Consider the following 24,628-nt stretch of genomic DNA (forward strand, 5'->3'; position numbering starts at 1 on the left):
ATGGACGGTTTTTTTAAAGAGGCGACATTGTATGTAAAAAGCGGCGGGGTTTTGATGCTTCCGCTTTTTATGCTTGCGGCGTATCTTTATTACGCGGCGTTCATGCTATTATTCAAGCTTCTTAAATTCTACGCGGCGTGCAGAAATTCGGATTTGGTAAAGCGGAATTTGTGCGCTTTTTTTAACGCTGAAACTCTTGAAGATGCACTCGGCGGCAGGGATATGATAAAGGCGCGCTTTGATGCGGTAAGGCGCGAAATCATGCCGCCTGTATCGCGCTCTTTGGCGATGATAAAAATTCTTGCCGCAATCGCGCCGCTTTTGGGGCTTCTTGGCACGGTGTCGGGGATGGCGTTTGCGCTCTCCGAAATCGGCGGCTCTTCGAGCGGGGTCGCGGAGGGTGTTTCACGCGCATTGATTACTACCCAGTGCGGGCTTTCAATTGCTTTGCCCGCCATTATTATTGCCATGCTATGCTCGATGTTGAGGCAGAAAATTCTTGTTAATTTAAGCAGGTGCGAGTCCTGCCTGATTTTGGGGGAAGAAGAAAAATGAGCTTGCGCAAACCCTCTTTTGAAAATCCCGACTCGTCTTCGGAAATCAACATTTCGCCTCTTATAGACGTGATGTTCATACTGCTCATCTTTTTTGTGGTCACGATGGCATTTGCGGAAAAGTCGGCTCTTGAAATAGACCGCCCGAAGTCGGAAAAGGCTTCGCAATCTCCTGAAAAGGCGTTAAACATTTTTGTAGAAAAAAACGGCAGAATAAGCGTTGCGGGGGCATACGTAAGTATTGATTCCCTCGAAAAGATAGCCTCTTTGCGCGGCGAAAAAAACGCCGTTATAGATTCCGACGCGAGCGTTAAAATCTCGACGATAGTGGAAATCATGGACGCATGTTCGCGCGCGGGGATAGAAAAAGTTTTCATTGCAAGCGACAAGACAAGGGAGGGCGGATTATGAGCGCGCAGTTTCGCAATTCAAATCCTTTGTGCCTGCACGCCGCAAGTTTTACTTGTGCGGTTTTTTTAGGTGTTTTGATGTTTTTGGTTTTTCCTTTTTCGCGATGCCTTTCTTTGCGGGACGCCTGCGAGCCTGTAAAAACCCCTAAAAGGACGTTCGTTGAATTGTCGCCAAAGAAAGCTGAAATTGCCCATGCCAAAAATTCGCTTAAAGAAATGCGGGTTTCAACCTTGCCGCTTTCCGCTGAAAAAATCAAAGTTGAAATTCCCGCGTCAGATTTTGCAAAGTTTGCGGTTGAGGGGGCGGGCGATGCGTCTCTTTTCGGATTATCCGAATTTGATGGAGAGCGCGCCGCTTTGGACGCTTCAAATTTCGGTGTCGAGGCGTTTGAAATTTCCGAGCTTGATTTTACTCCGCGGTGCAGAAAGCGCGGGGCGTTGCAGTATCCGCGCAAGCTTTTTGAGAAGGGTATCGAGGGGGAAGTCCGCCTTATGGTGCAGATAAACGAGGACGGTGGCGTCGAGCTTGAAGGCGTCGAAAGCTTCACGCACGAAGAGTTTTTGGTTTCCGCAAAGAAATCCTTAAAGAGCCTTTTATACGATGCGCCGACCCGCAACGGCAAGCCTGCAAGGGCGCGTTTTATTTTGCCAATCACATTTAAAATTAACAAGAAATGAGAATTTTTGCACCTCTTTTATTTTTGCTTTTTTTCTTCGCGGCATTTGAGTTGAACGCGGCGGAGATTGAGCCTGCCGCCAACAAATTTGAAGCGGGCGTATTGAAAAGGGCGGCTTCCATTGAAGATTTGTCTCAGCGGGCGCAAGTCATTTTTGACGCTTTAAGCGACGAGCGCGCGGGAGCTCCGCTGTTATTTAACGCTGCCAATGCGGCTTGTCAAATTTCCGAAAAATCAAGGGCAAAAGAGTTGTTTTTTGCGTCGATAAAGAAAATGCCGAATTTCTACATGGCGCACCGCAACTTGGCTTATTTGCTTTTGGAGGAAAATGATTTTGAAGGCGCAATTAAAGAATTTGGCGTTGCGCTAAGCCTTTCAAATGCCGACTTCCAAAAAATATGCGCATCTCTCGGCTACTGCCATTTCTCGCTTGAAAATTATTCGCAGGCTCTGCTTTGCTTTGAAAACGCGCTTTTGTTTGCCCCAAAGGATTTAAAGCTTCTAAAATCGAAGGCGAGGTGTTTAAGCGAAATCGGCGACTATGCCCGTCTTGAAAACACGCTAAACGATATTTTGAAAATATCAAAAACCGACGCCGAAATTTGGCGGATGCTCGTATTTTTGCGCCTTAAAAACGGCGATAAATTCGGGGCTTGCGCGGCGGTTGAAGCTATGAAATCCCTGTCGCTTTCTGAAGAAAAAGACTCTGTTTTGCTTGGGGACATATATGCCGATTTAAATATGTTCTCCCCCGCAGTTGCGGCGTATTCAAGCGCAAAAATTCCCGAAGAAAAAGCGTATGAAATCGCGCGGTTTTTCGCTCTTTCAAACCATGTCGAAGAGGCGGAAAAAATCGCGTTAAATATTGGCAAGTCTTCATGGCGGTATTTTGAAATAATGGGTATTTTGTCTGAGGCAAAGGGCGAAAGCGCAAAGGAATTTTTTGAAAAATCGCACGCAAAAAATCCTCTAAATCCGTTTGTCTGCCTGAAACTTGCCGACATCGCGCTTGCGGAGGGCAATCTTGAATCCGCGCGCACTTTTTATGGCGCGGCAAAATCCAAACACAAGAGGCAAGCCGTTGCGGGGCTTGCAAATGTAGCTATTGCATCGGGGGATTTTTCTGCCGCCGCCGACTTGCTTGAAGGTTTGAAGCGTGAATTTAAAACAAGTGATTTTGACGAATTTATATTGAAACTTAGAAATGCAAAATAAAAATTTACAGATAATGGGAATTTTAAATTTGACCCCCGACTCGTTTTCGGACGGAGGCAAATTCAATTCAGTTGAAAACGCCTTAAAGCGCGTTGAAGAAATGGTTTCAGAGGGCGTTGACATTGTTGATGTCGGCGCGGAATCGACCCGCCCCGGCTCTGTTGAAATTACGGCGGAAGAGGAGCTTTCAAGGCTTGAAGAGCCGCTTAGTCAAATCAGAAAATCGTTCCCGAAAATCAAAATTTCCGTCGATACCTACAAGGGGGAAGTCGCAAAAAGAGCCTTGGAGCTTGGCGCAAACATAATAAACGACGTTTGGGGCGGAATGTGGGGCGCGTATTTCGGCGGCGAAAGATTTTCCACTTGCGACGTTGCAAGCGACTATTCCTGCCCGATAATTTTAATGCACAACCGCCCCGATTACGCCGAGCCGATTAAAAATTTGAAAGCGGAAATTTTTGCCGACTTTGAAAAAATTTTGGAAAACGCCCGCGCATGCGGAGTGCCATACAAAAACATAATTTTGGACGGAGGCATTGGCTTTGCAAAAACTTCGGAACAGAATTTGGAACTTTTGAAAAACTACGGCGCGCTTCGCAAATTCGGATTTCCTCTGCTCTTGGGGCTTTCGCGCAAGAGAATGGTAAAAAATGTCTTCGGCGAGAATTTTGAAGACGGGACGCTCGCTTTCAACTGCTACTCGATGGCGCGCGGGTCGGCGGATATTTTCAGAACCCACGAAGTCGGAAAGCACAAGCTTTTCGCAAGGGGAATCGGCGCGCTTAACTTGCAAAACGAATGGTAATTTTATGGACAAACTGATTTTAAAAAATATTAAGCTAAAAGGGAAGCACGGTTGCTTCGCCCACGAATTGAAATACCCCTGCGAATTTTGGGTTTCGATGAAAATCCATCTTGATACGCGGAAATCCGCAAAATCGGACGCCTTGGAAGACACGGTTGACTATCCTGCGGCAATCGCAATCGCAGAGGGCGTCATTATGGGCGAAAGCGTAAGGCTCATCGAAAAGCTTGCGGACAAAATAGCAGAACGGGTGCTTTTCAGATTTCCAATCGCAAAGAAAATCGAAGTCAAGGTTGTCAAACGCAATCTTGAAAACGTGCTGGACGAAATTTCCGTAAAAATAAAACGCAAGCGCGAGGATTACGCATAGTGGACGGCTTTGTTTTGGCATTGGGCTCCAATTTGGGAGAAAGGGGGCGCACTTTAAAAGAAGCCGTAGCATCCATCGGCGAATTTTGCGAAGTCAAAATGCTTTCAAAAATATACGAAACTCCGCCTGTCGGCTATGAAAACCAGGGAGATTTTTTCAATATGGCGGTTTTTTGCCAGGCGGAAATTTCGCCCGAAACCCTCCTTGAAAAGTGCAATGAAATCGAGGAAAAATTCGGCAGAGTCCGCACATTTAAAAACGCGCCGCGCACGCTTGATATAGACATCGTTTTTTTTGAAAATTTGCAAATTAAAACACCGCGCCTTGAAATTCCGCATCCACGCTGGAATGAGCGCGATTTTGTCATAACGCCGCTTTTGGATTTATTGGAGCAGGGGGCGTTTGATGGCGAAAATTTCGCCTTTGTAAAGGAAATCTTAAAGACAAAAACTCGAAAATTTAACCCCGTAAAAGACTTATGAGCGAAGGAAAACTTTATTTGGTCGCGACTCCAATCGGAAATCTTGGCGATATTTCAGAGCGCGCCGTCGAAACTTTGAGAAACTGTGATTTGCTTGCCTGCGAAGACACCAGAAATGCCTCCACCATACTTAAAAAACACGGCATTGAAAAGAAAATGGTAGTTTACGAAGACAGCCGCGAACAGAGGGTTGCTCCAGAACTTTTGGAGAGGTTGAAATCGGGCGAGAAAGTCGCGCTGATTTCCGATGCGGGAATGCCGTGCATTTCAGACCCTGGGTTTAGAATTGTGCGCCTTTGCAGAAAAGAGGGCATAGATATTGTTCCCGTTCCGGGGGCTTCCGCATTCACTGCCGCGCTTGCGGCATCGGGGCTTCCCACAAACGGATTTTTGTTTGTCGGCTTTCTCCCCGCAAAAAGCGCGGCGCGCAAGGCGTTTTTCGAGAAATACAAGGATTTCGACTATACTCTTTGCTTTTACGAATCGACCCACCGCATCGAAAAATTCGTGGACGACGCCCTCGAAGTGCTGGGAAGCGATCGCATAATTTGCGTCGCAAAGGAAATCACGAAACTGCACGAAAGATTTTTCACGGGAACGGTTGCGCAAGTAAAAGAGGAGCTTTCAAAATCAAATACCAAAGGCGAATTTGTCGTCCTCATCGCCCCCAAAGACTTTGAACTGTAAGGCGGCTTAGTTTTGGATTTGTTCTTTTAAAAAGTTGTATAAGGTTGAGCGGCTCACCCCGAACATATCTTTGATTTTTCTTTTGGAACAGCCTTCGCTGATAAGCTGTTTTATTTCATTGATGTTTTTTATTAATTTAGAAAACCGACTGCCTTTGGGGCGTCCTATTTTGCATCCTTCCGCTTTCTTTCTCGCGATGGCTTCTTTTGTGCGCAGAGAAATTAAGTTGCGCTCTATTTCCGCCGAAAGGGCAAAGGCAAAAGCAAGCACTTTTGAATTTATGTTGTCACTTAAATGGAAGTTTTCTTTTATTGCGATAATGTTTGTTCGTTTTTCAATTGACGAATTTAATATTGCCATAATTCCCATTAAGTTGCGGCTAAGCCTTGACATTTCTGAAATTATCAAGGTGTCGCTTTTATTCATTTTTTTTAGTAGATTTCCAAGTTTGCGGTCTTCTACTTTTTTTGTCCCGCTAATGGTTTCTTCTATCCACTTGTCGATTATTATATTTTTATCTTTGGCAAATTTTGTTATTTCGTATTTTTGGGTTTTAGTTGACTGCTTGTCGCAGCTTACTCTTATGTAGGCGTATGTCTTCATGTTGATTTTTTTCTTTACATTATTTTATGATATTGTACAAAAATAGGAACAGTTTTTTAAACATTTTTTAATATGATGAATGCAATAGGTTAAAGTGGTGTTTTTTTCAATGTTTTCTTGACATGATGTTGTAGGTTAAAATTTGGTTTGGGTGTGTTTAAAAAACTGTTCCTATTTTTTGACGATTGGGGATAATACCTAAAATGGAAGCAAGAATGGTTAAAGTTTGCGCTTTTTATGGCAAACCAAACTTTACATTCCGCAAAAAAACAAAAGAAAGATGAATTTTATACGCAACTTTCAGATATTGAAAAGGAGCTGAAACATTATAAAAGCCATTTTAATGGCAAAACTGTTTTGTGTAATTGCGACGACCCGCGCGTAAGCAACTTCTTTAAATATTTTAGCTACAACTTTGAGTATCTAGGTTTAAAAAAACTGATTTCCACTTGCTATAAAAATCAAGATGCAGACTGGTTTTCCAAACATGATGTTGAAAAGGCGATATGGCTTGAATATAATGGCGATAAAAACGGCAACAGAGTTCCCGATGCCAATGAAATCGGAATAAGGGAATTTAATGGAGACGGAGATTTCAGAAGCGATGAATGCATAGAGCTTTTAAAGCAGGCAGACATTGTTGTTACAAATCCCCCATTTTCGCTTTTCAGGGAATATGTTGCGCAACTTATGGAGTACGGTAAAAAGTTTTTAATAATTGGGAATAAAAATGCAGTAACATACAAAGAAGTTTTTAAGGCAATTAAAGAAAATCATCTATGGTTAGGAGTTAGAAATATAAATGATGATATGTGGCTTTTTCTTCCTGACGATGAAGAAAAATATGAAAAAATTGTAGATGGAAGAAAGATGAAGCATATTCAAGCTTGTTGGTTTACAAATCTTGATCATAGAAAGCGCAATGAAAATCTTATTCTGTATAAAAAATATACGCCACAAGAGTTTCCCAAGTATGATAATTACGAAGCTATCAATGTTGATAAAGTTGTTGATATCCCTTGCGATTATGACGGAGTAATGGGAGTACCCATTACATTTTTAGATAAGTACAATCCAGCGCAATTTGAAATTTTGGGTGATAGTCGTTATCATGATGGTCAAGATTTTGCAGACGATATAAATATAATAAAAGGGAAAGGTTTATATCGTAGAATTTTAATTAGGAGACGTAAAAAATGAAAATAGAGCTTAAAGAAATTTTGGTAAGAGACTTGGTTGAAGGGTATATTGACAATCAGGAAGACGGTGTTTGGGGATATGGAGGAAAGTTGAATATACGCCCTGCATATCAACGCGAATTTGTTTATAATGACGAAAAGCGCAACGAGGTAATACAAACCATTCGCAAGGGATTTCCTCTTAACATAATGTATTGGTTTAAAAACAAAGACGGCAATTTTGAGCTCTTGGACGGGCAGCAACGCACAATCAGTATTTGCCGATATGTGGAAAATGATTTTTCTATAAAATGGGACGGATATGAGCTTTCTTTCCACAACCTTACAGACGACAGAAGAGAAAAAATACTTAATTATAAATTGATGGTATATATCTGTGAAGGGATTGACGAGGAGGTCATTGACTGGTTTAAAATTATAAATATTGCGGGAGAAGTCCTGACAAATCAGGAAATTCTAAATGCCGTTCATACAGGAACTTGGCTTACGGACGCCAAGCGGCACTTCAGCAAGACAAATTGCGCGGCTTACAATTTGGGTAAAGATTATTTAAAGGGATCTCCCATTCGCCAAGATTTTTTAGAAACTGCAATCAAATGGATATGCGATGAAAAAATTTCCATAGATAAATACATGTCTTTGCATCAAAATGACGAAAATGCGGGCGAGCTTTGGCAGTATTTTCAAAACGTCATTAGCTGGATAAATATTATTTTCAATAATTATAGAAAGGAAATGAAAGGTATTGAATGGGGATTTTTATACAACAAATATAAATATGCTGATTTAAATGCCGCAAAAATTGAAGAGCGCGTAAAAGTCCTTATGGAAGACGATGATGTTTCAAACAAAAAAGGCATTTACGAATATCTTTTGGACGGAAACGAGAAGCATTTGAATATTCGGGCTTTTTCCGATTCGATGAGAAGAAGCGCGTATGAACGCCAAAACGGGGTTTGCCCGCATTACAAGAAAACTTTTGAAATAAAGGATATGGAAGCCGACCATATCACTCCTTGGAGTAAAGGTGGAAAAACAGTTCCTGAAAACTGTCAAATGTTGTGTAAAAACTGCAACCGCACTAAAAGCGGAAAATAGCCTACTTATATACTGCGCCGCCAAGGAGGGTGTTGCCGCGGTAAAGCGCGAGAATTTGCCCGCTTGCGATTGCCCTTTGCGGTTCGGAAAATTCCACTCTTGCAGTCCCGTCCGAAAGGGGCGTGAATTTGCTTTTCACAAGACCGTCGCGGTATCTTACGCGCGTTTCGATTTCCGTTTCCTCCGAAAGTGTCTTGTTTATCCAGTTTATGTTTTCAACTTCGACTTCCGTTTTCCACAAGTCGGGCTGGGTCGGCGAATCGAAGTCTATACGGAGCACGTTGTTTTCAAAATCTTTTGCGACCACGACATAATTTTTGTTGTCGGTGTTTGATGGAACTCCTATTCCCTTGCGCTGTCCAATTGTGTAGTTGAAAAGCCCTTTGTGTCTTCCGACTGTTTTTCCTTCGGCGTTTATTATGTCGCCGGGTTTTTCTTCGATAAATTCGCGCAAAAAGTCTTGTATTTTGATTTTGCCCAAGAAGCATATTCCCTGGCTGTCTTTTTTGTCGCAGTTCGGCAGTCCGTTCATTTTTGCGATTTCCCTCACTTCGCTTTTTAATAGAGAGCCGATGGGAAAGCTTGCCGATTGCAGCTGGGCTTGGGTAATCATCGCGAGGAAGTATGACTGGTCTTTGCTTGGGTCTGCCCCGATTAAGAGGTCTTTTGTGCCGTCAAAATTTTCGGTTGAAGCGCAGTAGTGTCCCGTTGCCACGACATCGCAGCCGCGCGATTTTGCGAAGTCGAGAAATTTGCCGAACTTCATTCTGCGGTTGCACATAACGTCGGGGTTGGGGGTGATTCCACGCTTGTAGCCGTCAACCATATATTCCACGATTTGTTCGCGGTATTCCTTTATGAAATCGACTACTTCAAAATCAATTCCGATTTTTTTCGCGCACGCTTCCGCATCTATTATGTCCTGATGCCACGGGCAATCGCCCATAAAGCTTGAAGCGTCCTCGTTCATCCATGTTTTCATGTATGCGCCGCATACGTCGTAGCCCTGCTGTTTTAAAAGCAGGGCAGCCACTGCGGAGTCCACTCCGCCTGAAAGAGCCGCCATTATTTTCATTTTAAAAGATGTCTGCGGGGTTTGCCGCGCGCAGTTTTCGGGTTGCCAAAAGCCCCGCCGAAGCGCACATAAAAACTGTTAGAAGAAATACTATTGAAAGGTTTGTGAAAGTCAGATAGGTGGGCATATTTGCGATTTCTCGCGTTGCGTAGTAGAGCAGGGCGGCGATTGCACTCCCTGGGATAAATCCGAGAACAGAGAGTATAAGCGATTCTTGGAAAATGACGCTTATAAAGAATTTGTCGTCAAAGCCTATCGCCTTCAATGTTGCGTATTCAGGGAGATGGTCAGTGACGTCGGTATATAGAATTTGATAGACTATTATGGCTCCCACAAAGATTGCGACCGCCATTGAGGCTGAAATCACAAAGCCGATTGGCGTGCGCTTATCCCAATAGTCGCGCTCTTTGTCGATAAACTGTTGTTTTGTCATTACCGAAACGTCGCTTGGCAGGATTTTTTTCAGCTTTTGAACTTCCTCTTTGGCGTCGAAGCCGTCTTTTAGCTTTATGACGCCGACGTTTACCACGCATTTTGGCGCGCTCCACATTTCATCGAATGTTTGAATGCTCATGAGAACATTGCCGTCTGCCGCGAATGTCGCCCCGATTTCAACAAGCCCTTCTATTTTAACGCGTTTCCCGCCGACTTCGGTTTCAAGGTGCGGATTTTTCAAGAAAGCCCGTTCGACTTCGCCGTATTGTTCCCGGGAGAGCTTGTCGAATAAAATTGAGCCGCGTTTTTTGAGGGCTTCATTCCCGCTATTTATGTCTTTCGGCAGGAAGGTTTTTTTTGACGGGTCGTAGGCTATTGCGAAAATGTCCCGCTCCTGTCCCGTATCGACATTTTTAAACGACATTGTGCCGAGTTTAAGCGGCGTTGCGTACTCGACTGAATCGAGTGCGTAAGCCTGGTCTAAGCGGATGTCGGGAAAGCCTCTTCCAACTCCGAAATATTCATAGTGGCTGCCGACTACAACCAAGTCGGCGTTTAGCAATGCGATTGGGGCTATTACCTGCTTGAAAAGCGCGGCTCGGAGTCCCATCTGAAACAACATCATTGCAACTGCAAACGTAATGCCCGCAAGCGCGACGTAAAAACGTTTTTTCTCTCCCGTAAGTTGCAACCAGGAAAGGGGAATTCCAAGCGGAATGGCGCGCCACAATATCTTCTTGAAAAGCCCCATTACTTTGCCGAAATCTTGACGCGGACAAGCGAGCCTATCAAGTTCTTAACTTTTTCAGGATTATCCAGCTTGATTTTTACGAAAATTACTTTGCGGTCGGTAAATTCCGCGGGGTCTTGGCTGAAAAGGCGGTTGCTTTTGACATACGGGGATATTTCAAAAACCCTGCCTTTTAAAACCTCGTTTCCCAGTGCTTCTGGGACGCATTCGCATTCGTCGCCTGTTTTCACTTTCGAGATGTCGCTGACATATACTTCGGCTTCGACGAACATTGAGGAAGTGTCGGAAATTTCGCAAATTCCGCCTTCGCTCACGACTTCGCCAAGCTTTGAATTTATCTCGACGATTTTGCCCGAAATCGGGCTTGCCAAAATAAATTCGTCAAGAACTGCCTGCGCTTCCTTAACTGAAATTTCTGCAAGGGCGATTTTATTTTTCGCGTCCGCCTTGACGAGTTCGAGCATGTTTTTCGACTGGTTAAGCTTGCGGAGAATTGACTTTTGCTCGTAGTTTATCTTTTCGCGTTCGACGCGCGGAGGGTCTTTTTTGAGGACGTCAATATTTTGCTCGTAAGTTCCGGCAAGCTCTTCTATCTGGTTTTTTATTTCCTCTATTGAAATTTCGCATGAAGATTTCAGGGCGGTTAGGTTTGCCTTTGATTTTTCAAGAGCCGCTTCCGCTTTTGCGCTTCCCTTTAGAATCGCGATTTTCTGCCCTTTTGCGACTTCATCGCCTTTTTTTACGAATATTTGCTCTACTATGGGAGTAGAGCCCATCGGGGAGGGGGCGGCAAATCGGGCGATGGTTTCAGACGCCGTGATTTTGCCGAGGCAGGCCACTGTTTCCTGCGCGTTTAACGACGCGCAGATTGCTGCAAATGCCATTGGCAGTAGAAATTTCTTCATAATCTGTTTTGTTTTAAAAGTTTGCGTCGGGAAGCTGTAAGCCGAATTCTGTTTCGGCGCAAAGGCGTTTCTTTGCGCCATAGCATTCATTTATCTACGCCGAAGCGTCTCCGCAAGGAGTGCGACATACCCGAAGATTAGCGGACGAGCAGCCCTTCTTCTTACGCTGTCTTGCACCGAATTGGGTTTGCCGTGCCGCCGCAAATTGCTTTGCAGCGCGGTGGGCTCTTACCCCGCCTTTTCACCCTTGCCGATTTCCCGGCGGTTTGTTTTCTGTGGCACTTTCCGTGAACGTTATTCAAGTTTTTGACCCAAAAACGTTCCCCGACTTTTCAATCGGAATTCCGCTCTGTGGTGTCCGGACTTTCCTCTTCCTTTTAAGAAGCGAATGCGCACTTCCCGACAATGAAATATGCTTGTTATTCGCCATCTTTTTGCAAGATAAAAATTTCGGCGCGCGCAGATTGCAAAATTGGGAAATATCTTGAAAAAAGATTGACGAAAAGGCGATTTTGTACGACTATAAGATAATTAAGCGATAGCGGTCTATCGAATTTTTCAACAACAAAATCAAAAAGTTAAAACTATGGCAGACAAAGCAGACAAAAACGAAAATAATGTACCCGGCAAATTCTATGTCGACAAACAATGCATCGAATGCGGACTTTGCAACGGCACTGCTCCCGACAATTTCTCAATGGGCGACGGCGGAGCGTTTGTTTCCCGCCAGCCTGAAAACGACGAAGAGCTTTCTTTGGCAAACGAAGCCAAGGATTCCTGCCCTGTACAGGCAATCGGCGACGACGGCGAATAATCGTTAAGATAAATTTTCCTCGGGCTTTCCTTTTGGCGGAAAGCCTTTTTTTTTGCAATTTTGAGCCGCAGGCGGGCATTCTCCGCTTTTTTATAAGTTGTTGCAAATAATGGCAAAATTTATTCAATTTGCGCTTATTTGGCGCGATTTTTGCTTGCGGCGTTTTTTTGGAAAAAAATTAAAGCGGAAAATTTTTTGCCGATATTGAAAATACAATACGTTAATATATCTTTTGGGTAAACGTACTGTTTTTCATATTCAATGTTATAATGGTTAAGGCGGGCGTTCTTCTTTGGAACGCCCGTTTTTTTGCAGGGGAGTTTGTCGCGCGCGCGATTTCGTTTTTTTTGCAGCGCGGCGAAAATTTGATTTTACAAAATGCAAGACAGCGGATTTTCTTGTTTTGTTATGGATAAAAATACTTTCGCAGAAAACGAGGCAAAGTTGAAATTTCGCGCGCAGTCGTGGATAGTTTGCGGTTCAGCCGTTTTGCTTGCCGCAAAATTTGCGGCGTATTTTTTGACAAATTCCGTTGCCATATTTACCGATGCAATGGAAAGCATTGTGAATGTTTTGGCGGGATTGGCGAGCCTTTACTGCATTTATTGCGCAAGCATGCCAAAAGACGGCGACCATCCTTTCGGGCACGGCAAAATCGAGCTTCTTTCCGCTTCTTTGGAGGCAATGATGATTATCTTGGCGGGCGGGCTTATTATTTTTGAGGCGGCGGGCAGGTTTTTTAACGCCCAGGCAATAAGCCGTTTGGATTTGGGCATTGCGATTGTTGCGCTTTCGGGGCTTGCCAATTTCATTATGGGGCAGATCAGCGTGAACATGGGGCGCAAGCACGATTCAATCGCCCTTGTCGCAAGCGGCAAACACTTAAAAAGCGATACTTATTCGACCATCGGGCTTGTTTTGGGGCTTGTCGCCGTCCGCTTGACGGGCTATTTGTGGCTCGACTGTGTTCTTGCGGCGGTTTTCGGATTTTTGATTTTGTTTGCGGGATTTGGCATTTTAAGAAAGACAATCGCAAACTTGACCGACAAGGCGGACGGGGAGTCTCTCGAAAAAATGCTTGGCGCGATAAATGGTAATATGCAAAGCGACTGGATAAACATCCACAATTTGAAAATAATAAAGTACGGCTCTTATTTCTATGTGGATTGCGACCTGACTTTGCCGAGATACTACAACATTTCGGAAGGGCATTGCGCCTATGAAAAATTGAAGGATGCCATGCGCGAAAATTTTTCGGACAAGATTTTGTTTTCGGTCCATTTCGACCCGTGCAAACCCGAGCAGTGCAAGCATTGCCAAATGGAGAATTGCTCATTGCGCTCAGAGCCTTTCCATTCGCGTGAAATTCTTACCATAAACTGCATGACGGAAGTCGAAAAGCACTAAAAAAAAGGGGCGGCGAACCGTCCCTTTTTGACATTCTCTTTTTTTCTTAAATTTCAACGTCTTCTTGGTAGTCAACTCCTTCAAGCCCGAAGCCGAAGAGTTTTAAAAATTCCTTTTGATAGCCTTCAAAATCCGTAAGCTCTTTCAAATTGGAAGTTTCGATTTTGTCCCAAAGCCCGAAAACGCCGTCTTGAACGTCTTGGCGCATTTCAAGGTCGTCGATATGGACAAGACCGTCGTCCTGATAGTTCAGGCAGTTGTCGTTGTAAAGCTGGGTTGAAAAGAGTCGCTCAATTTGTTCGATACAGCCTTCGTGTATGCCTTTTTCTTTCATTACCTTGTAAAGTATTGAAATATATAAGGGAACTACGGGAATAGCCGAGCTTGCCTGCGTCACAAGAGCCTTGTTCGCTGAAATAAAAGCTTTTCCGCGATGGATTTTTAATGTGGCGTCTATTCGTTCTGCGGCTTTTTCCAAATCTTTTTTTGCCTGCCCGATTGTGCCTTCGCGGTAAATCGGGTAGGTGAGCTTGGGCCCGATGTAGGTGTAGGCAAGCGACGTACAGCCTTCCGCAATCACGCCGGCTTCGTCGAGGGCTTTAATCCAAAGCTCCCAGTCTTCGCCGCCCATTACTTTTATGGTGTCTGAAATTTCCTTTTCCGTTGCAACCGGAACGGTCACTTCCACAATCTGCCCCTTGTCGGTATCAAGAGACTTGTTGCGCGCGGGTTCTCCGACCGCTTTTAATACGCTCTTGTATGTTTCGCCCGTTTTGGGATCTGTGCGGCGGGGGGAAGCGAGAGAATAGACGATTAAATCGACCTTGCCGGAGGGTGAATTTTTTATGGCTTCAATCGTCTTTTGCTTGATTTCATCTGAAAAGGCGTCGCCGTTTATGTTGGCGGCGTAAAGACCTGCCTCTTCGGCTTTTTTGGTAAACGCAACAGTGTTGTACCAGCCCGCGCTTGCGGTTCTGCCTCTTTCGGGATCGGCGGGGCGTTCAAAGAAAACGCCAATTGTGTCTGCATTGCAACCGAACGCCGCGCATATGCGGCTTGCCAGTCCGTATCCTGTTGATGCGCCGATGATTAAGGCTGTTTTGCAGCCGTTTTTCATTGCACCTTTTTGCTTTACGTATTCGATTTGATTTTCAACGTTTTTTGTGCAGCCCTTCGGATGCGAAGTGATGCACAAAAAACCTTTCACTTTGGGTTCTACTACCATAATTTCCCTTTTAGTTGATGCGGTTTTGCATATATAAAATCAAGTCCTTCAAGAAGCTTTCGTCTTTTCCCGTAAGCTTTTTGCAGGCTTCTATCGCCTTGTTTGAGAAATCCGCCGCAATCTCGCGCGATTTTTCAATGCCGTACAAGTTGACATATGTGAGCTTTCCGTCAGCCGCGTCGAGACGCACAGTTTTGCCCATGGTTTCGGTGTCGCTTGTCGCGTCCAAAATGTCGTCGATTACCTGGAAAGCCATGCCGACGTTGTAGCCGATTTCCCTTGCGAGCTTGAATTTTTCATCGTCCGATGAATCCGCAAGGCGTATGCCCATCGTGATAGCCGCCGTAATGAGAGCCGCTGTTTTGTTTTCGTGGATGAAGTTTAGCTTTTCGGGCGTCATTTTGCCGTCGCGCTCTCCGAGCACGTCTTCGACTTGCCCGCCAATCATCTTGAAACTGCCGCCCGCTTCTCCGAGGTCGCGCACCAAGTTTGCCGCAACTTTGGGGCTATCCTTGTAAGATTCTGCCAAGAACCAGAGCGAGAATGTCAAAAGAGCGTCTCCCGCAAGGAGTGCCATGGCTTCGTCAAACTGCTTGTGGCAGGTGGGCTTTCCCCTTCGCAAGTCGGAATTGTCCATTGCGGGAAGGTCGTCATGGATTAGCGAATAGGTGTGCATGCTCTCGATTGCGACGCATGCTGGAAGCGGGTCTAATGATGACGGCAGGAGTTCGTAAGACGCCAAAAGCAAGATGGGGCGCAGGCGTTTGCCGCCGACTTTCATGGAGTAGCGCATTGCCTGGTGTATGAGCGACGGGCGTGCGTCCGATGGCGGGAGATATTTTTCTATAGCGTCTTCAACCATTTGGCGTTTTTCTTCAAATGCCTTTTTAAATTCTTCTTTTTTCATAATGGCTTTAAATTCTCGAATAGATACCGAAAAAAGTCAATTTTTATTGTTTCGGCGGCCAATCCTGTAATTCTATGATTGACAAATTGTTATTTAATAGTTTAACCTGTTGGCGTCTCTTAAATCTCGTCTATAACCTCTTTCCCGTAATGAAAAAATACATTTTTACTTTTGTTCTGGCTTTAACGTCGCTTTTAAATTCCGTATCTTTTGCGGGCGAAATGTCCGATAATCTCGCGTTTTCAGACTTTGAAAAGTCTGTTAAACGGGAGTTTTGGCAGGACGGCTCAAAATTTACTTTTATTTTTTCCGCAGATTCTGAGCAAAAACTGACAATCGTGGGCGATTTGAAAAAGGGCGCAAATGTATTTGTTTCGGGGCAATTTTTCCTGCTAAAAACAGGGCTTGATATGCTTTTGCCGAAATTTAAAGAAAATGCCGAAATTAAAAATGCGCCGAGCGCAGACTTGGTGTACGGCGACAATATGTATATAATAAATCCTGATGATGTCGGGTTTATCATGAAAGAAATGGCATTGTCATCTTATGCCGAAATTTATAGAGACGATATTTTCGGCATGAACATAAGCGGCATCGCGCAAAAGTGCGCACTTGCAATTATGTTGGATAGCAATTTATCAAGAGATGAAAATTTTGATTTCTTTTTAACCGAGGCAGAAAAAATATATGAAGAAATAAAAGGCAAGAATGTATTGCCGGAGTATAGAGTTTTGAATTTTGTTTTTGAGATTCTTGAAAACAGCAAAGAAAAAAAGCCGTATTACAAGGCTGAATATTTAAAGCTTCTAAAAGAGTACAAGAAAAACCACTCTTTTAATCCGATCGACAAAACTTTTTACCACTTGCTTACAACTGACGATGCTCAAATTAAAGATGAATTGACCTCCTTTGTATCTTCTAATTTCAAAAACACTTCAAACTTTGCTGTTTTTCCAATTTGGTTTTCAATGACGAATGCGTTTGCAATAAATAAAAGTCAAAATGAACGCAATTTTAGCTTGGTTCGCGGACTTTTGGAAGAGCTTTTAAAAAGCGAAACTTTTGCAAAAGAGCGCGAAGATAAACTTCTTTTTGAAAGAGTTTTAATTGAAATTGACATGCTATCCAAAAATCCGAATTATGCCGAAATCAAAGATAGGTTGCAGGCAAGGAAGGAAACTCCGTTTGAAATATTGAAGCTTGCCTATGTCTTTGAAAAATTGGGCGGCGCGGAAAATTTGGAAAAATCGCGGGAATTTATGGCAAAATTCAAAAGCGAAATCCAAGGCTTTCCTCCGCTATATTCTCTTAATATAATTTTTAATGAAGATTTCGCGAAATTTATACTAAAAAATTTCGGAGTTTTAAACTATGCCGATTTTTTGGCAAGGTCGCCAAGCGGCAAAAAAATTCTTGAGGAAATCAAAACCGACAAGTCTTTCAACTTGTCAAAAGAAGACTTGATGAAAATTAAAATGCATGGCTATCTTTCCGACATCGAGGCTTGCGAAGAGCAGGAAGATTCGGAAGACAGAAAACTTGCGTTTAAGATTTTAAAAAGCCATCTCGAAAATGATAAAGAATGCCGCAATATAGGCTTTTTGCAGTATGTGCTGTTTTGCATGTGCGAGGGCAGGAATACCGAAAAAGATATTGAAGGCGCAAAAAAACTTTTAAGAGAGTATATTGGAAATCTCAAAAATTTAAAAGGTGAACACAAAGATTGGGTGTTGAGGGACATCTTGGAAATTCAAGAGACCCGCAATACTTTCGTAAATGGAAAGATAATCGAAATTAAATTGCCGAGTGAAATTATCGAAATTGCCAATAATTACAGCAAGGAAAACCGAACTGCCGACTTCTGCATGAAGGAATGCCAAAAGCTTTTGGAAGCAGGCAATCTTGAAGAGGCTTTGAAGTTGTACAGGGAAGCCGTCGAAAATGGATATACGGATACTTTTGAGCAAACTGATGCTTTAACGCGTTTATCAAAAATTTTGCCAGATGACGCGCTTGTGAAAGAAGCATGCCAAATAGGGCGAAATAGGGACGATAAATATTTTGACGCGTTTTCAGATTCAAGCATTTTTAAGGTATTTGCTCACCAAAAAAGGTATTCGGCTCTCGTAAAATATTTAAATTCGTCAAAGAAGATAAAGCCGTTTATAAAAGACGAAATTTTTGCAATCCTTTACAAGAAAGGCTTGGGCGTTACCAAAAATGAGGAAAAATCAGAAGAGCTTTTCAGAAAAGCGGAAAGTTTGAATACAAAACAGCTTTCGCTTATGGTAAAATTTTTATACGAATATGGTTTTTGGAGCGAAGCAGAAAAATCGCGCAAAGATTATCTGAATGAATTGCTCGTTCAAAAAAATCCAAATGATGTGGAGGCTGTTTTAAATCTTGCAGGCACTGAAATCCCGTCGCACAAGCACCCTGAAAAATTTGAGAGGATTGACAGGCTCTATCAGATGGCAATCCATTCTCCAAAATACGAAGGCGAAAAACTCGAATATATTTACAGGTTTTACGCTCTCGAAAACCGACCGAGCAGCGACTTGAAGAAGGCGTTTGAAGTTGCAAACATTGCGGCGAAAAAGAGAAATTCCTACAACAAAAACGAGGCAATGGAACGCCTTGCAACCCATTATTTATGCGGCTTGGGAGTCGAAAAAGACGAGAAAAAAGCGGTCGAAATTTTAAAGAATCTTTCCGAAGATAAAAGATGCGGAACATACGCGCCTGCCGTCTTGATTTACTGCATGGAAAATGGCGTGGCGGGGCTTGAAAAAGACGAAAAAAAGATTGACGCGCTTTATAAAAAAATTTCGCCTGATGATGTCTTTGGAATTACAAGCGCGCTAAGGGGCAGGCATTCCATTTACAAAAACCGCGCGCCTTTAAACAAGGAGTTTGCGACAAAATTTCTAAATGAACTCATTAGGCGCGGCATAAACAAAAAAGAAGCTTTGTTTACGGTTTACCGCTATGCAACAGAAAACAAGAACTTTGATCCGCCCGAATATCGCGATGAAAAACTCGCGTGGGATACTCTTCTTGAAATGGAAAAATTGAATGCAAAGGATAGTGGCATAAAACTCCGCAAGGCGCACCATTTGATAACGGGAGTCGGAGTTGAGGCAAATGTTGCGGAGGGGCTAGAGATTTTAAAAGAAATGGAAAGGCAGGGAAGCAAAATAGATGTTCCGCTAACATTTGCGTATATTTACTCTAACGGCATCGGCGTCGGGCGCGACGAGGCAAAGAGTAGAGAATACATCGCAAAATTGAAAAATAACAATTTTATAAATGGATGCCCGACAATAACAGAAAACAGCATTAATTACGGATATGTTTTGCCTTTCGGCAGAAAATGGCTTGAAGACTTGAAAAAGAATTTAAGGAAATAGTTTATAAGTTTATAAAGGCATAAGTCAAAAGGGCGCGGGAAGCTGCGCTCTTTTTTGTGTTTTGAATTTGGTATCTTGACAATCAAAGAAATTGAATTTAATTCTTTTATCATGAAAAGATTATATGTTTGTGCGGGGATTAGTCTTTTTGCGTTTTCAACTTTGTTTTCGCAAAATTTGGATAAAATCGAGCTTAATTCGGGGTGGATGTTGCAGGATTCTGAAATCGTCCATGAGGAAGCTCTGAAAGGGGACTGGTTTGAGCAAAACCAAACCAAGCTTCCCGCAGAGGGCAAGAAGCTTTCAACCCTTTCTTACGAGCCTCAAAATTGGCATAAGGCGACAGTCCCGGGAACGGTTCTTACAACTCTTGTAAATAACAAGATTTATGACGAGCCTTTGTATGACGAAAACAATCGCCCCGAAAAAATCCCCGAGTCTTTGTGTCGCAAGGATTGGTGGTACAGGACTGTCGTAAATATTCCCGAAGATTTTAAAGGAAGGCGCATTTGGCTGAAATTTACGGGCGTAAACTACAATTCCGAAGTCTGGCTAAACGGCAGAAAATTAGGCAACATAAACGGCGCGTTTATCAGGGAAAATTTCGACATCACAAAAGATTTTAAAGTGGACGCGGGCAAGCCGTCGGTTATTGCGGTCAGGGTTTCTCCGCCGCCCAACCCCGGCATTCCGTCGGAACACACAATGGGAACGACGAGCGGACCTTGCGGGGGAGAGTCTTGCATGGACGCGGCAAGCTTTTCGAGCTCTCAGGGCTGGGACTGGCAGTCGGGTATTCGCGACAGAAACAGCGGCATTTGGAACCGCGTATATTTGGCGGCAAGCGGCGATGTCTTGTTGGAAGATCCCTATGTAAAAACAGACTTGCCCGATTTGTCGAAGCTGGATTTGGCAACGGTGTCGATAGATGTTCCCGTCAAGAATGTATCTGAATATCCCAAAAAGGCATTGGTAAAAATTGAGTTTGAGGGCGTGAAACTTAAAAAGGAAATCGAATTAAAAGGCTGGGAAAGTGCGGTTATAAAATTTACTCCGCAGGAATTTGAGCAGCTCAACATAAAAAATCCTCGCCTTTGGTGGTGCAACGGGCTGGGAAAGCCTGAAATGTACAAGCTTGAGTTGTCTGTTGATGTCGAAGGGCGCGAAAGCGATGTCAGAAACCTTAATTTCGGTATTCGCAAGTTCGAGTATTTTGAGGAGGGCAACAAAAATTTCGCGCTTTCCATAAACGGCGTAAGGGTATTTATGAAAGGCGGAAACTGGGGTATGGACGAATCCTTGAAGCGTCTAAACCTCGACAGGCTTGAAACGCAGGTTAAAATGCACCGCGACGCAAATTTAAACATGATTAGAAACTGGGGCGGTCAAAGCAGAACCGATGAGCTTGCGGAGTTTTGCGACAAATACGGAATTATGCTCTGGGAGGAGTTTTGGCAGTTTGCAGAGCCGCAAAACAATTTGGTTTATCTTTCCAATATGCGCGACAAGATTTTAAATTACCGCAACCACCCGTCAATCGTCTTGTGGTGCGGGAGAAACGAGGCTACTCCGCCCAAGTATTTAAACGACAAGATGCGCGCGCTGGTTTTGGAGCTTGATCCGCTTCGCCATTATCAGGCAAATTCGGGAGACAAGCTTGGCTTTAATTCGGGCGGGCCTTACTGCTGGTTTCCGCAAGTCGCATTTCAGCGTTATATGGAAAGTCCGCGCTTCAATAAAAACGAAACTTTCAAAACCGAAATCGGCGCGCTGTCTGTTCCCACCATTGAGTCCATTCAAGGCATGTTCCCAAAAAGCGAATGGTTTGGCGTGACGGATTCCTGGGCGGAGCACAACTATTGCGCAGGAGACGGCAGAAAGCATATCCGCTTCATGACAACACGCCTTGGCGCGCCAATCAATTTGCCTGACTTTGTGCGCAAATCGCAAATTATGAATTATGAGTCGCACAAGGCGATGTATGAGGGCAGGCTTTCCAGAATGTTTAACCCCGCGCAGGGTGTTTTGCTTTGGATGACAATCCCCGCACAGCCGAGCTTCGTCTGGCAGATGATTCAATACGACTTGGAGCCAAACGCGACATTCTTTGCCATTAAAAACGCCAACGAGCCAATCCATATTCAGTATAGCGAAGCTGACGGCGGCGTTATTCAAATTGTAAACCACACACGAAATCCGCTTTCAGGGCTGAGGGCTGAACTTGCCGTTTATAATTTGGACGGAACTGTCGCTTTTAAAAAGAATTTTAGCGCAATCAAAGTCGGCAAAACCAGTGTCGAAAAAATTGCCGATGTGAAATTTCCGAAAGAAACAAGCAAGGTTCATTTCATAAAGTTAAAACTTTTTAGCGACAAAAGTTTGGTTTCTGAAAACTTCTATTGGCATAATTGCGCGGCAAATCCTGCGGATTCAAAACGCTTAAATGACGATAATTGGCTTGCTTCTGCCGACGACATGAAAGACTTAAACAATCTGCCGGAAGTCCTGCTCGAAACCAAGACGAATATGCGCATGGTCGGCAATCGGGTAGTTTTGGAAATGATAATCAAAAATAAGACGCCAAACATTGCGCTTATGGCGCACTTGCAGTTGCAGGGCAAAAAGTCAAAAAAGAGAATTTTGCCCGCGTTCTATTCCGATAATTACGTCTCGCTTGTTCCGAACGAAACCAAGTGCATTGCAATCGAATGCCGAAAGGAAGACTTGAAAGGAGATTCTCCCGTAATTAAGGTTGACGGCTGGAATGTAAAGGTAAAGGAGTCTTTGTACGTTTCGCAAAACAAAAATGCCGACGTCAACAACGAAAAGTGGGGCAAAAACGGTTTTGACTTTATCGCGCGCGAGCCTGTCCGCAAAGATGCAGTGCGCATAAATTGCGGAGGATACAACCGCGGCAACTTTGAAAAAGACCCCGGGGGAATGGAAATCTGGATGGGATACTCAACGCAGGACATGAAGACCTACGGACTAAAAAATCCCGCGCCCAAAGACGTTTATAGAACAGTGCGCTGGGCTGACTGTTCTTATAACGCATATCTTTCGGGCAAGCCGGGTTCGCTTTACACCGTGCGCCTGCACTTTGTCGATCAAGGCGAAGACAGGAAACCTAACCAGAGGGCGTTCAATGTTAAAATCAACGGCAAAGAAGTTCTAAAAGACTACGACGTGGTAAAAGAAGCGGGAATGCCATGCAAGGCAGTAATCGAAGAATTTAAGGACATTCCGTCTGACGCCGAAGGCAAGATTAACATTCACTTGTATGGCGGCGCGCCGCGCTTTGAAGGGGACAAGCGCGACCCTCAAATAGCCGGCATAGAAGTTCTTCCACAGTAAGAATAAGCTTTATATAAATAATTGCAAAAGGCTTCGATTCCCGAAGTCTTTTTTTTGCGTTCAATTTAAATGAATTTACATATCTTTCTTCCGGAAAAGGATTTTCTAAAAATCAAATATGATAAATTTTGCGCAAGGTGTTAGGCAGAAATAAAAAAAGCGGAATTGTGTTTCCGCTTTTTGTTTTCTTATTTTGAATCTTTATACATGATTCCGCGCATCAGTCCGCGGATTTCGGCAAGCCCTTTCATTCTGCCTATGAAGTTATAGCCGGGATTGTCGGGGAATTTCTTTTCAAGGTCGTCTGCCATGTCTCTTCCGTGGTCGGGGCGGAAAACCAAGAGCGGCTCGCCCGCAGCCTTGCGCTTGCCCTGCAATTCCATCAGCTTTTCGACGACAACAGGCATCGGAACTCCGCCTTCCAGATGTCCCGCTTCGTAGAAAGAGCCGTCCTCTTCTATTTTTGTGGAGCGCAGGTGGGTGCAGAAAATCTTGTCCTGCAACTCGTCTATCATTTTTGGCAGGTCGTTCTTCGCGCTTGCGCTCAAAGAGCCCGTGCAGAAGCAAATTCCGTTTGCGGAATTATCGCAGGAATTTACAATGTCTTTAAAATCTTCAACATTGCTTGCAATGCGCGGAAGTCCCAAAACGTCAAATGGCGGGTCGTCGGGGTGTATTGCCATTTTCTGCCCCAGTTCGGCGGCGACAGGAGTGACTTCCCTTAAGAAGTATGCGAGGTTTTCCTTCAATTTCTTTTCGTCAATGCCCTCGTAATTTGCGAGCATTCTGCGCAGGTCTTCCGCCTTCAAGCCCATTTTGCATCCCGGGAAAACGTCCATGATGGAGCTTTCAAATTCGGAAATTTGGCTTGGCGAAAGGGCGTCGAAGAATTTTTTTGCGCGGGATTTTATTTCTTCCGAATATGTGTTTTCTGCACCGTTTCTTTTTAAGACGAACATGTCGAATGCCGCGAATTGCGCCGCGTCAAAGCGCAGGCAGCGCGAGCCGTCAGGCAGCCTGAATTTCAAGTCGGTTCTAATCCAGTCGAGAACGGGCATGAAATTGTAAATTATGATTTTTATTCCGCATTCTGCGAGGTTTCGCAGGCTTATTTTGTAATTTTCTATGTATTTTTTCCAGTTGCCGCGCTGTGTTTTTATGTCTTCGTGTACGGGCAGGGATTCCACTACCGACCAGTTAAGCCCCGCATCGGCGCAGATTTTTTGGTGCGCTTTAATCGCGTCTATGCTCCAAACTTCGCCGTATGGAATTTCGTGCAAGGACGAGAACACATCGGTTGCCCCTGACTGGCGAATATATTGCAAGCTTACGTGGTCGCGCTTTCCGTACCACCTGAATCCTTCTGTCAAATACTCTTTCATTTTGAAAATCTCCTTTATACTCCCGAAAAGCACGAAAAGCCGCCGTCAACGGGAATTACCGTACCCGTCAGGAAAGCCGAAGCGTCGCTTGCGAGGAAATGTATTGTGCCAAACAAGTCTTCGGCGACGCCGAACTTGCCGAAAGGCGTTTTTTTGATTACATCGTTGCCGCGTTCAGTGTAAGAGCCGTCGGGATTTGTCAAAAGAGCCCTGTTTTGGTCGCTTATGAAAAATCCTGGGGCAAGGGCATTTACTCTTACGCCAGAGCCGAATTTCTTTGCAAATTCCACCGCGAGCCACCTTGTGAGGTTGTCAACGCCCGCTTTTGCGTTTGAATACCCCATAACCCTTGTGAGAGCCTGGGTTGACGACATTGAGGAGAAGTTGATTACAACGCCCTTTTTTTGGCGTTCAAAGGATTTGCCGAATACCAAAGTCGGCAAGACAGTTCCGCCCAAATTGAGGCTTAAAACTGCCTGCCACTGCGCGAAATCGAGGTCGAAGAAAGTTTTGTCGGGAGTTATGGTTGCCCCTGGCATGTTTCCGCCCGCACCGTTTATCAGGACGTCAATTCTGCCGTATTTTGCCAAAATTGCTTCGTTTGCCTTTTCGAGGGACGATTTGTCCAGCACGTCGCAGACGCAGTACATTGCGTCGCTTCCCGATTTTTTCGCGGCGGCAACCGCTTCTTGCAGCTTTTCTTCGCGCCTGCCCAAAAACACGACGTTTGCGCCTTGGCTTGCCAAGTATTTTGCGGCGGCTCCCGCGAGGACGCCTGTTGCGCCTGTTACCACGATTACTTTGTTTTTGATGTCAAAAATATTTTTCATTATGGAGTTAAATTAAAGTCTGTTTTGTCCTTTT

Annotated in this window: 22 protein-coding genes and 1 other RNA gene; 14 read left to right on the forward strand and 9 right to left on the reverse strand. The window is 44.2% G+C overall.

Translation table 11 applies throughout. The annotated features are described in order from the left end of the window. Genes MOX91_RS05340 through rsmI form a run of 8 tightly spaced genes read left to right on the forward strand, consistent with a single transcriptional unit; the run spans position 1 to position 5,199 of the window. Positions 1-555 carry a MotA/TolQ/ExbB proton channel family protein gene (locus MOX91_RS05340; RefSeq protein ID WP_370397051.1) on the forward strand — a complete coding sequence of 185 codons (555 nt, stop codon included), beginning with the start codon at positions 1-3 and terminating at the stop codon, positions 553-555. Further along, complete coding sequence (locus tag MOX91_RS05345; protein WP_370397052.1) at positions 552-965, forward strand: ExbD/TolR family protein; 414 nt, start codon at positions 552-554, stop codon at positions 963-965. The genes MOX91_RS05340 and MOX91_RS05345 overlap by 4 nt, the downstream gene beginning before the upstream one ends. Further along, positions 962-1,642 (forward strand): TonB family protein, encoded by a 681-nt coding sequence (locus MOX91_RS05350; protein WP_370397053.1) that lies wholly within the window; start codon positions 962-964, stop codon positions 1,640-1,642. The genes MOX91_RS05345 and MOX91_RS05350 overlap by 4 nt, the downstream gene beginning before the upstream one ends. Then, a complete protein-coding gene (locus MOX91_RS05355) occupies positions 1,639-2,856 on the forward strand; it encodes a tetratricopeptide repeat protein (RefSeq protein ID WP_370397054.1) in 1,218 nt (405 codons plus the stop codon). The genes MOX91_RS05350 and MOX91_RS05355 overlap by 4 nt, the downstream gene beginning before the upstream one ends. 13 nt (positions 2,857-2,869) lie before the next feature. Beyond that, positions 2,870-3,661 (forward strand): dihydropteroate synthase, encoded by a 792-nt coding sequence (folP, locus tag MOX91_RS05360; RefSeq protein ID WP_370397055.1) that lies wholly within the window; start codon positions 2,870-2,872, stop codon positions 3,659-3,661. A 4-nt stretch (positions 3,662-3,665) separates the two neighbouring features. Continuing rightward, a complete protein-coding gene (gene folB, locus MOX91_RS05365; RefSeq protein WP_370397056.1) occupies positions 3,666-4,031 on the forward strand; it encodes a dihydroneopterin aldolase in 366 nt (121 codons plus the stop codon). Next, complete coding sequence (gene folK, locus MOX91_RS05370; RefSeq protein ID WP_370397057.1) at positions 4,031-4,513, forward strand: 2-amino-4-hydroxy-6-hydroxymethyldihydropteridine diphosphokinase; 483 nt, start codon at positions 4,031-4,033, stop codon at positions 4,511-4,513. Before folB ends, folK begins: the two co-directional genes overlap by 1 nt. Continuing rightward, a complete protein-coding gene (rsmI, locus tag MOX91_RS05375; protein ID WP_370397058.1) occupies positions 4,510-5,199 on the forward strand; it encodes a 16S rRNA (cytidine(1402)-2'-O)-methyltransferase in 690 nt (229 codons plus the stop codon). The genes folK and rsmI overlap by 4 nt, the downstream gene beginning before the upstream one ends. Positions 5,200-5,205: 6 nt before the next feature. Here the strand turns inward: rsmI and MOX91_RS05380 are convergent, their stop codons facing one another. Then, positions 5,206-5,802, reverse strand: coding sequence for a recombinase family protein (locus tag MOX91_RS05380; RefSeq protein WP_370397059.1), 597 nt, complete (start codon positions 5,800-5,802; stop codon positions 5,206-5,208). Positions 5,803-6,039: 237 nt separating this feature from the next. Here MOX91_RS05380 and MOX91_RS05385 point away from each other — a divergent pair, with 237 nt between their 5' ends. Together MOX91_RS05385 and MOX91_RS05390 are read left to right on the forward strand one after the other, a co-directional pair. After that, positions 6,040-7,002, forward strand: a complete 963-nt coding sequence (locus tag MOX91_RS05385) for an adenine-specific methyltransferase EcoRI family protein (RefSeq protein ID WP_370397060.1) — start codon at positions 6,040-6,042, stop codon at positions 7,000-7,002. Beyond that, entirely contained in the window at positions 6,999-8,099 is a 1,101-nt protein-coding gene (locus MOX91_RS05390) for an HNH endonuclease family protein (RefSeq protein ID WP_370397061.1), read from the forward strand. The genes MOX91_RS05385 and MOX91_RS05390 overlap by 4 nt, the downstream gene beginning before the upstream one ends. 1 nt (position 8,100) lies before the next feature. On the opposite strand, the gene mnmA is transcribed toward MOX91_RS05390, so the two are convergent. From mnmA to rnpB, 4 genes are all read right to left on the reverse strand, one after another. Continuing rightward, entirely contained in the window at positions 8,101-9,174 is a 1,074-nt protein-coding gene (gene mnmA, locus MOX91_RS05395; protein WP_370397062.1) for a tRNA 2-thiouridine(34) synthase MnmA, read from the reverse strand. A gap of 1 nt (position 9,175) precedes the next feature. Next, a complete protein-coding gene (gene devC / locus MOX91_RS05400; RefSeq protein WP_370397063.1) occupies positions 9,176-10,360 on the reverse strand; it encodes an ABC transporter permease DevC in 1,185 nt (394 codons plus the stop codon). Beyond that, positions 10,360-11,265: an efflux RND transporter periplasmic adaptor subunit gene (locus tag MOX91_RS05405; protein WP_370397064.1), complete on the reverse strand. Its 906-nt coding sequence runs from the start codon at positions 11,263-11,265 to the stop codon at positions 10,360-10,362. The genes devC and MOX91_RS05405 overlap by 1 nt, the downstream gene beginning before the upstream one ends. Before the next feature lie 21 nt (positions 11,266-11,286). Then, positions 11,287-11,669: RNase P RNA component class A (rnpB, locus tag MOX91_RS05410), an RNA gene on the reverse strand. 182 nt (positions 11,670-11,851) lie between these two features. Between rnpB and MOX91_RS05415 the strand changes: the two genes are divergently transcribed. Both MOX91_RS05415 and MOX91_RS05420 read left to right on the forward strand, forming a co-directional pair. Continuing rightward, positions 11,852-12,079 carry a ferredoxin gene (locus MOX91_RS05415; RefSeq protein ID WP_370397065.1) on the forward strand — a complete coding sequence of 76 codons (228 nt, stop codon included), beginning with the start codon at positions 11,852-11,854 and terminating at the stop codon, positions 12,077-12,079. 408 nt (positions 12,080-12,487) lie between these two features. After that, a complete protein-coding gene (locus MOX91_RS05420; RefSeq protein WP_370397066.1) occupies positions 12,488-13,486 on the forward strand; it encodes a cation diffusion facilitator family transporter in 999 nt (332 codons plus the stop codon). Between the two features lie 46 nt (positions 13,487-13,532). Here MOX91_RS05420 and fabV read toward each other — a convergent pair whose 3' ends face one another. Together fabV and MOX91_RS05430 are read right to left on the reverse strand one after the other, a co-directional pair. Then, complete coding sequence (gene fabV / locus MOX91_RS05425; protein ID WP_370397067.1) at positions 13,533-14,711, reverse strand: enoyl-ACP reductase FabV; 1,179 nt, start codon at positions 14,709-14,711, stop codon at positions 13,533-13,535. A gap of 10 nt (positions 14,712-14,721) precedes the next feature. Continuing rightward, positions 14,722-15,618: a polyprenyl synthetase family protein gene (locus MOX91_RS05430; protein WP_370397068.1), complete on the reverse strand. Its 897-nt coding sequence runs from the start codon at positions 15,616-15,618 to the stop codon at positions 14,722-14,724. A 149-nt stretch (positions 15,619-15,767) separates the two neighbouring features. Between MOX91_RS05430 and MOX91_RS05435 the strand changes: the two genes are divergently transcribed. Together MOX91_RS05435 and MOX91_RS05440 are read left to right on the forward strand one after the other, a co-directional pair. Then, on the forward strand, positions 15,768-19,028 hold the full coding sequence (locus MOX91_RS05435; RefSeq protein ID WP_370397069.1) for an SEL1-like repeat protein: 3,261 nt from the start codon (positions 15,768-15,770) through the stop codon (positions 19,026-19,028). A 111-nt stretch (positions 19,029-19,139) separates the two neighbouring features. Further along, a complete protein-coding gene (locus tag MOX91_RS05440; RefSeq protein ID WP_370397070.1) occupies positions 19,140-22,382 on the forward strand; it encodes a glycosyl hydrolase 2 galactose-binding domain-containing protein in 3,243 nt (1,080 codons plus the stop codon). 188 nt (positions 22,383-22,570) lie between these two features. Here MOX91_RS05440 and uxuA read toward each other — a convergent pair whose 3' ends face one another. Continuing rightward, positions 22,571-23,752 carry a mannonate dehydratase gene (uxuA, locus tag MOX91_RS05445; protein WP_370397133.1) on the reverse strand — a complete coding sequence of 394 codons (1,182 nt, stop codon included), beginning with the start codon at positions 23,750-23,752 and terminating at the stop codon, positions 22,571-22,573. 26 nt (positions 23,753-23,778) lie between these two features. Further along, complete coding sequence (locus MOX91_RS05450; RefSeq protein ID WP_370397071.1) at positions 23,779-24,594, reverse strand: SDR family oxidoreductase; 816 nt, start codon at positions 24,592-24,594, stop codon at positions 23,779-23,781. Between the last annotated feature and the right edge of the window lie 34 nt (positions 24,595-24,628).

Origin of the sequence: Intestinicryptomonas porci (genome assembly GCF_033971905.1) — a bacterium.
GTDB classification, from domain to species: domain Bacteria; phylum Verrucomicrobiota; class Verrucomicrobiia; order Opitutales; family Intestinicryptomonadaceae; genus Intestinicryptomonas; species Intestinicryptomonas porci.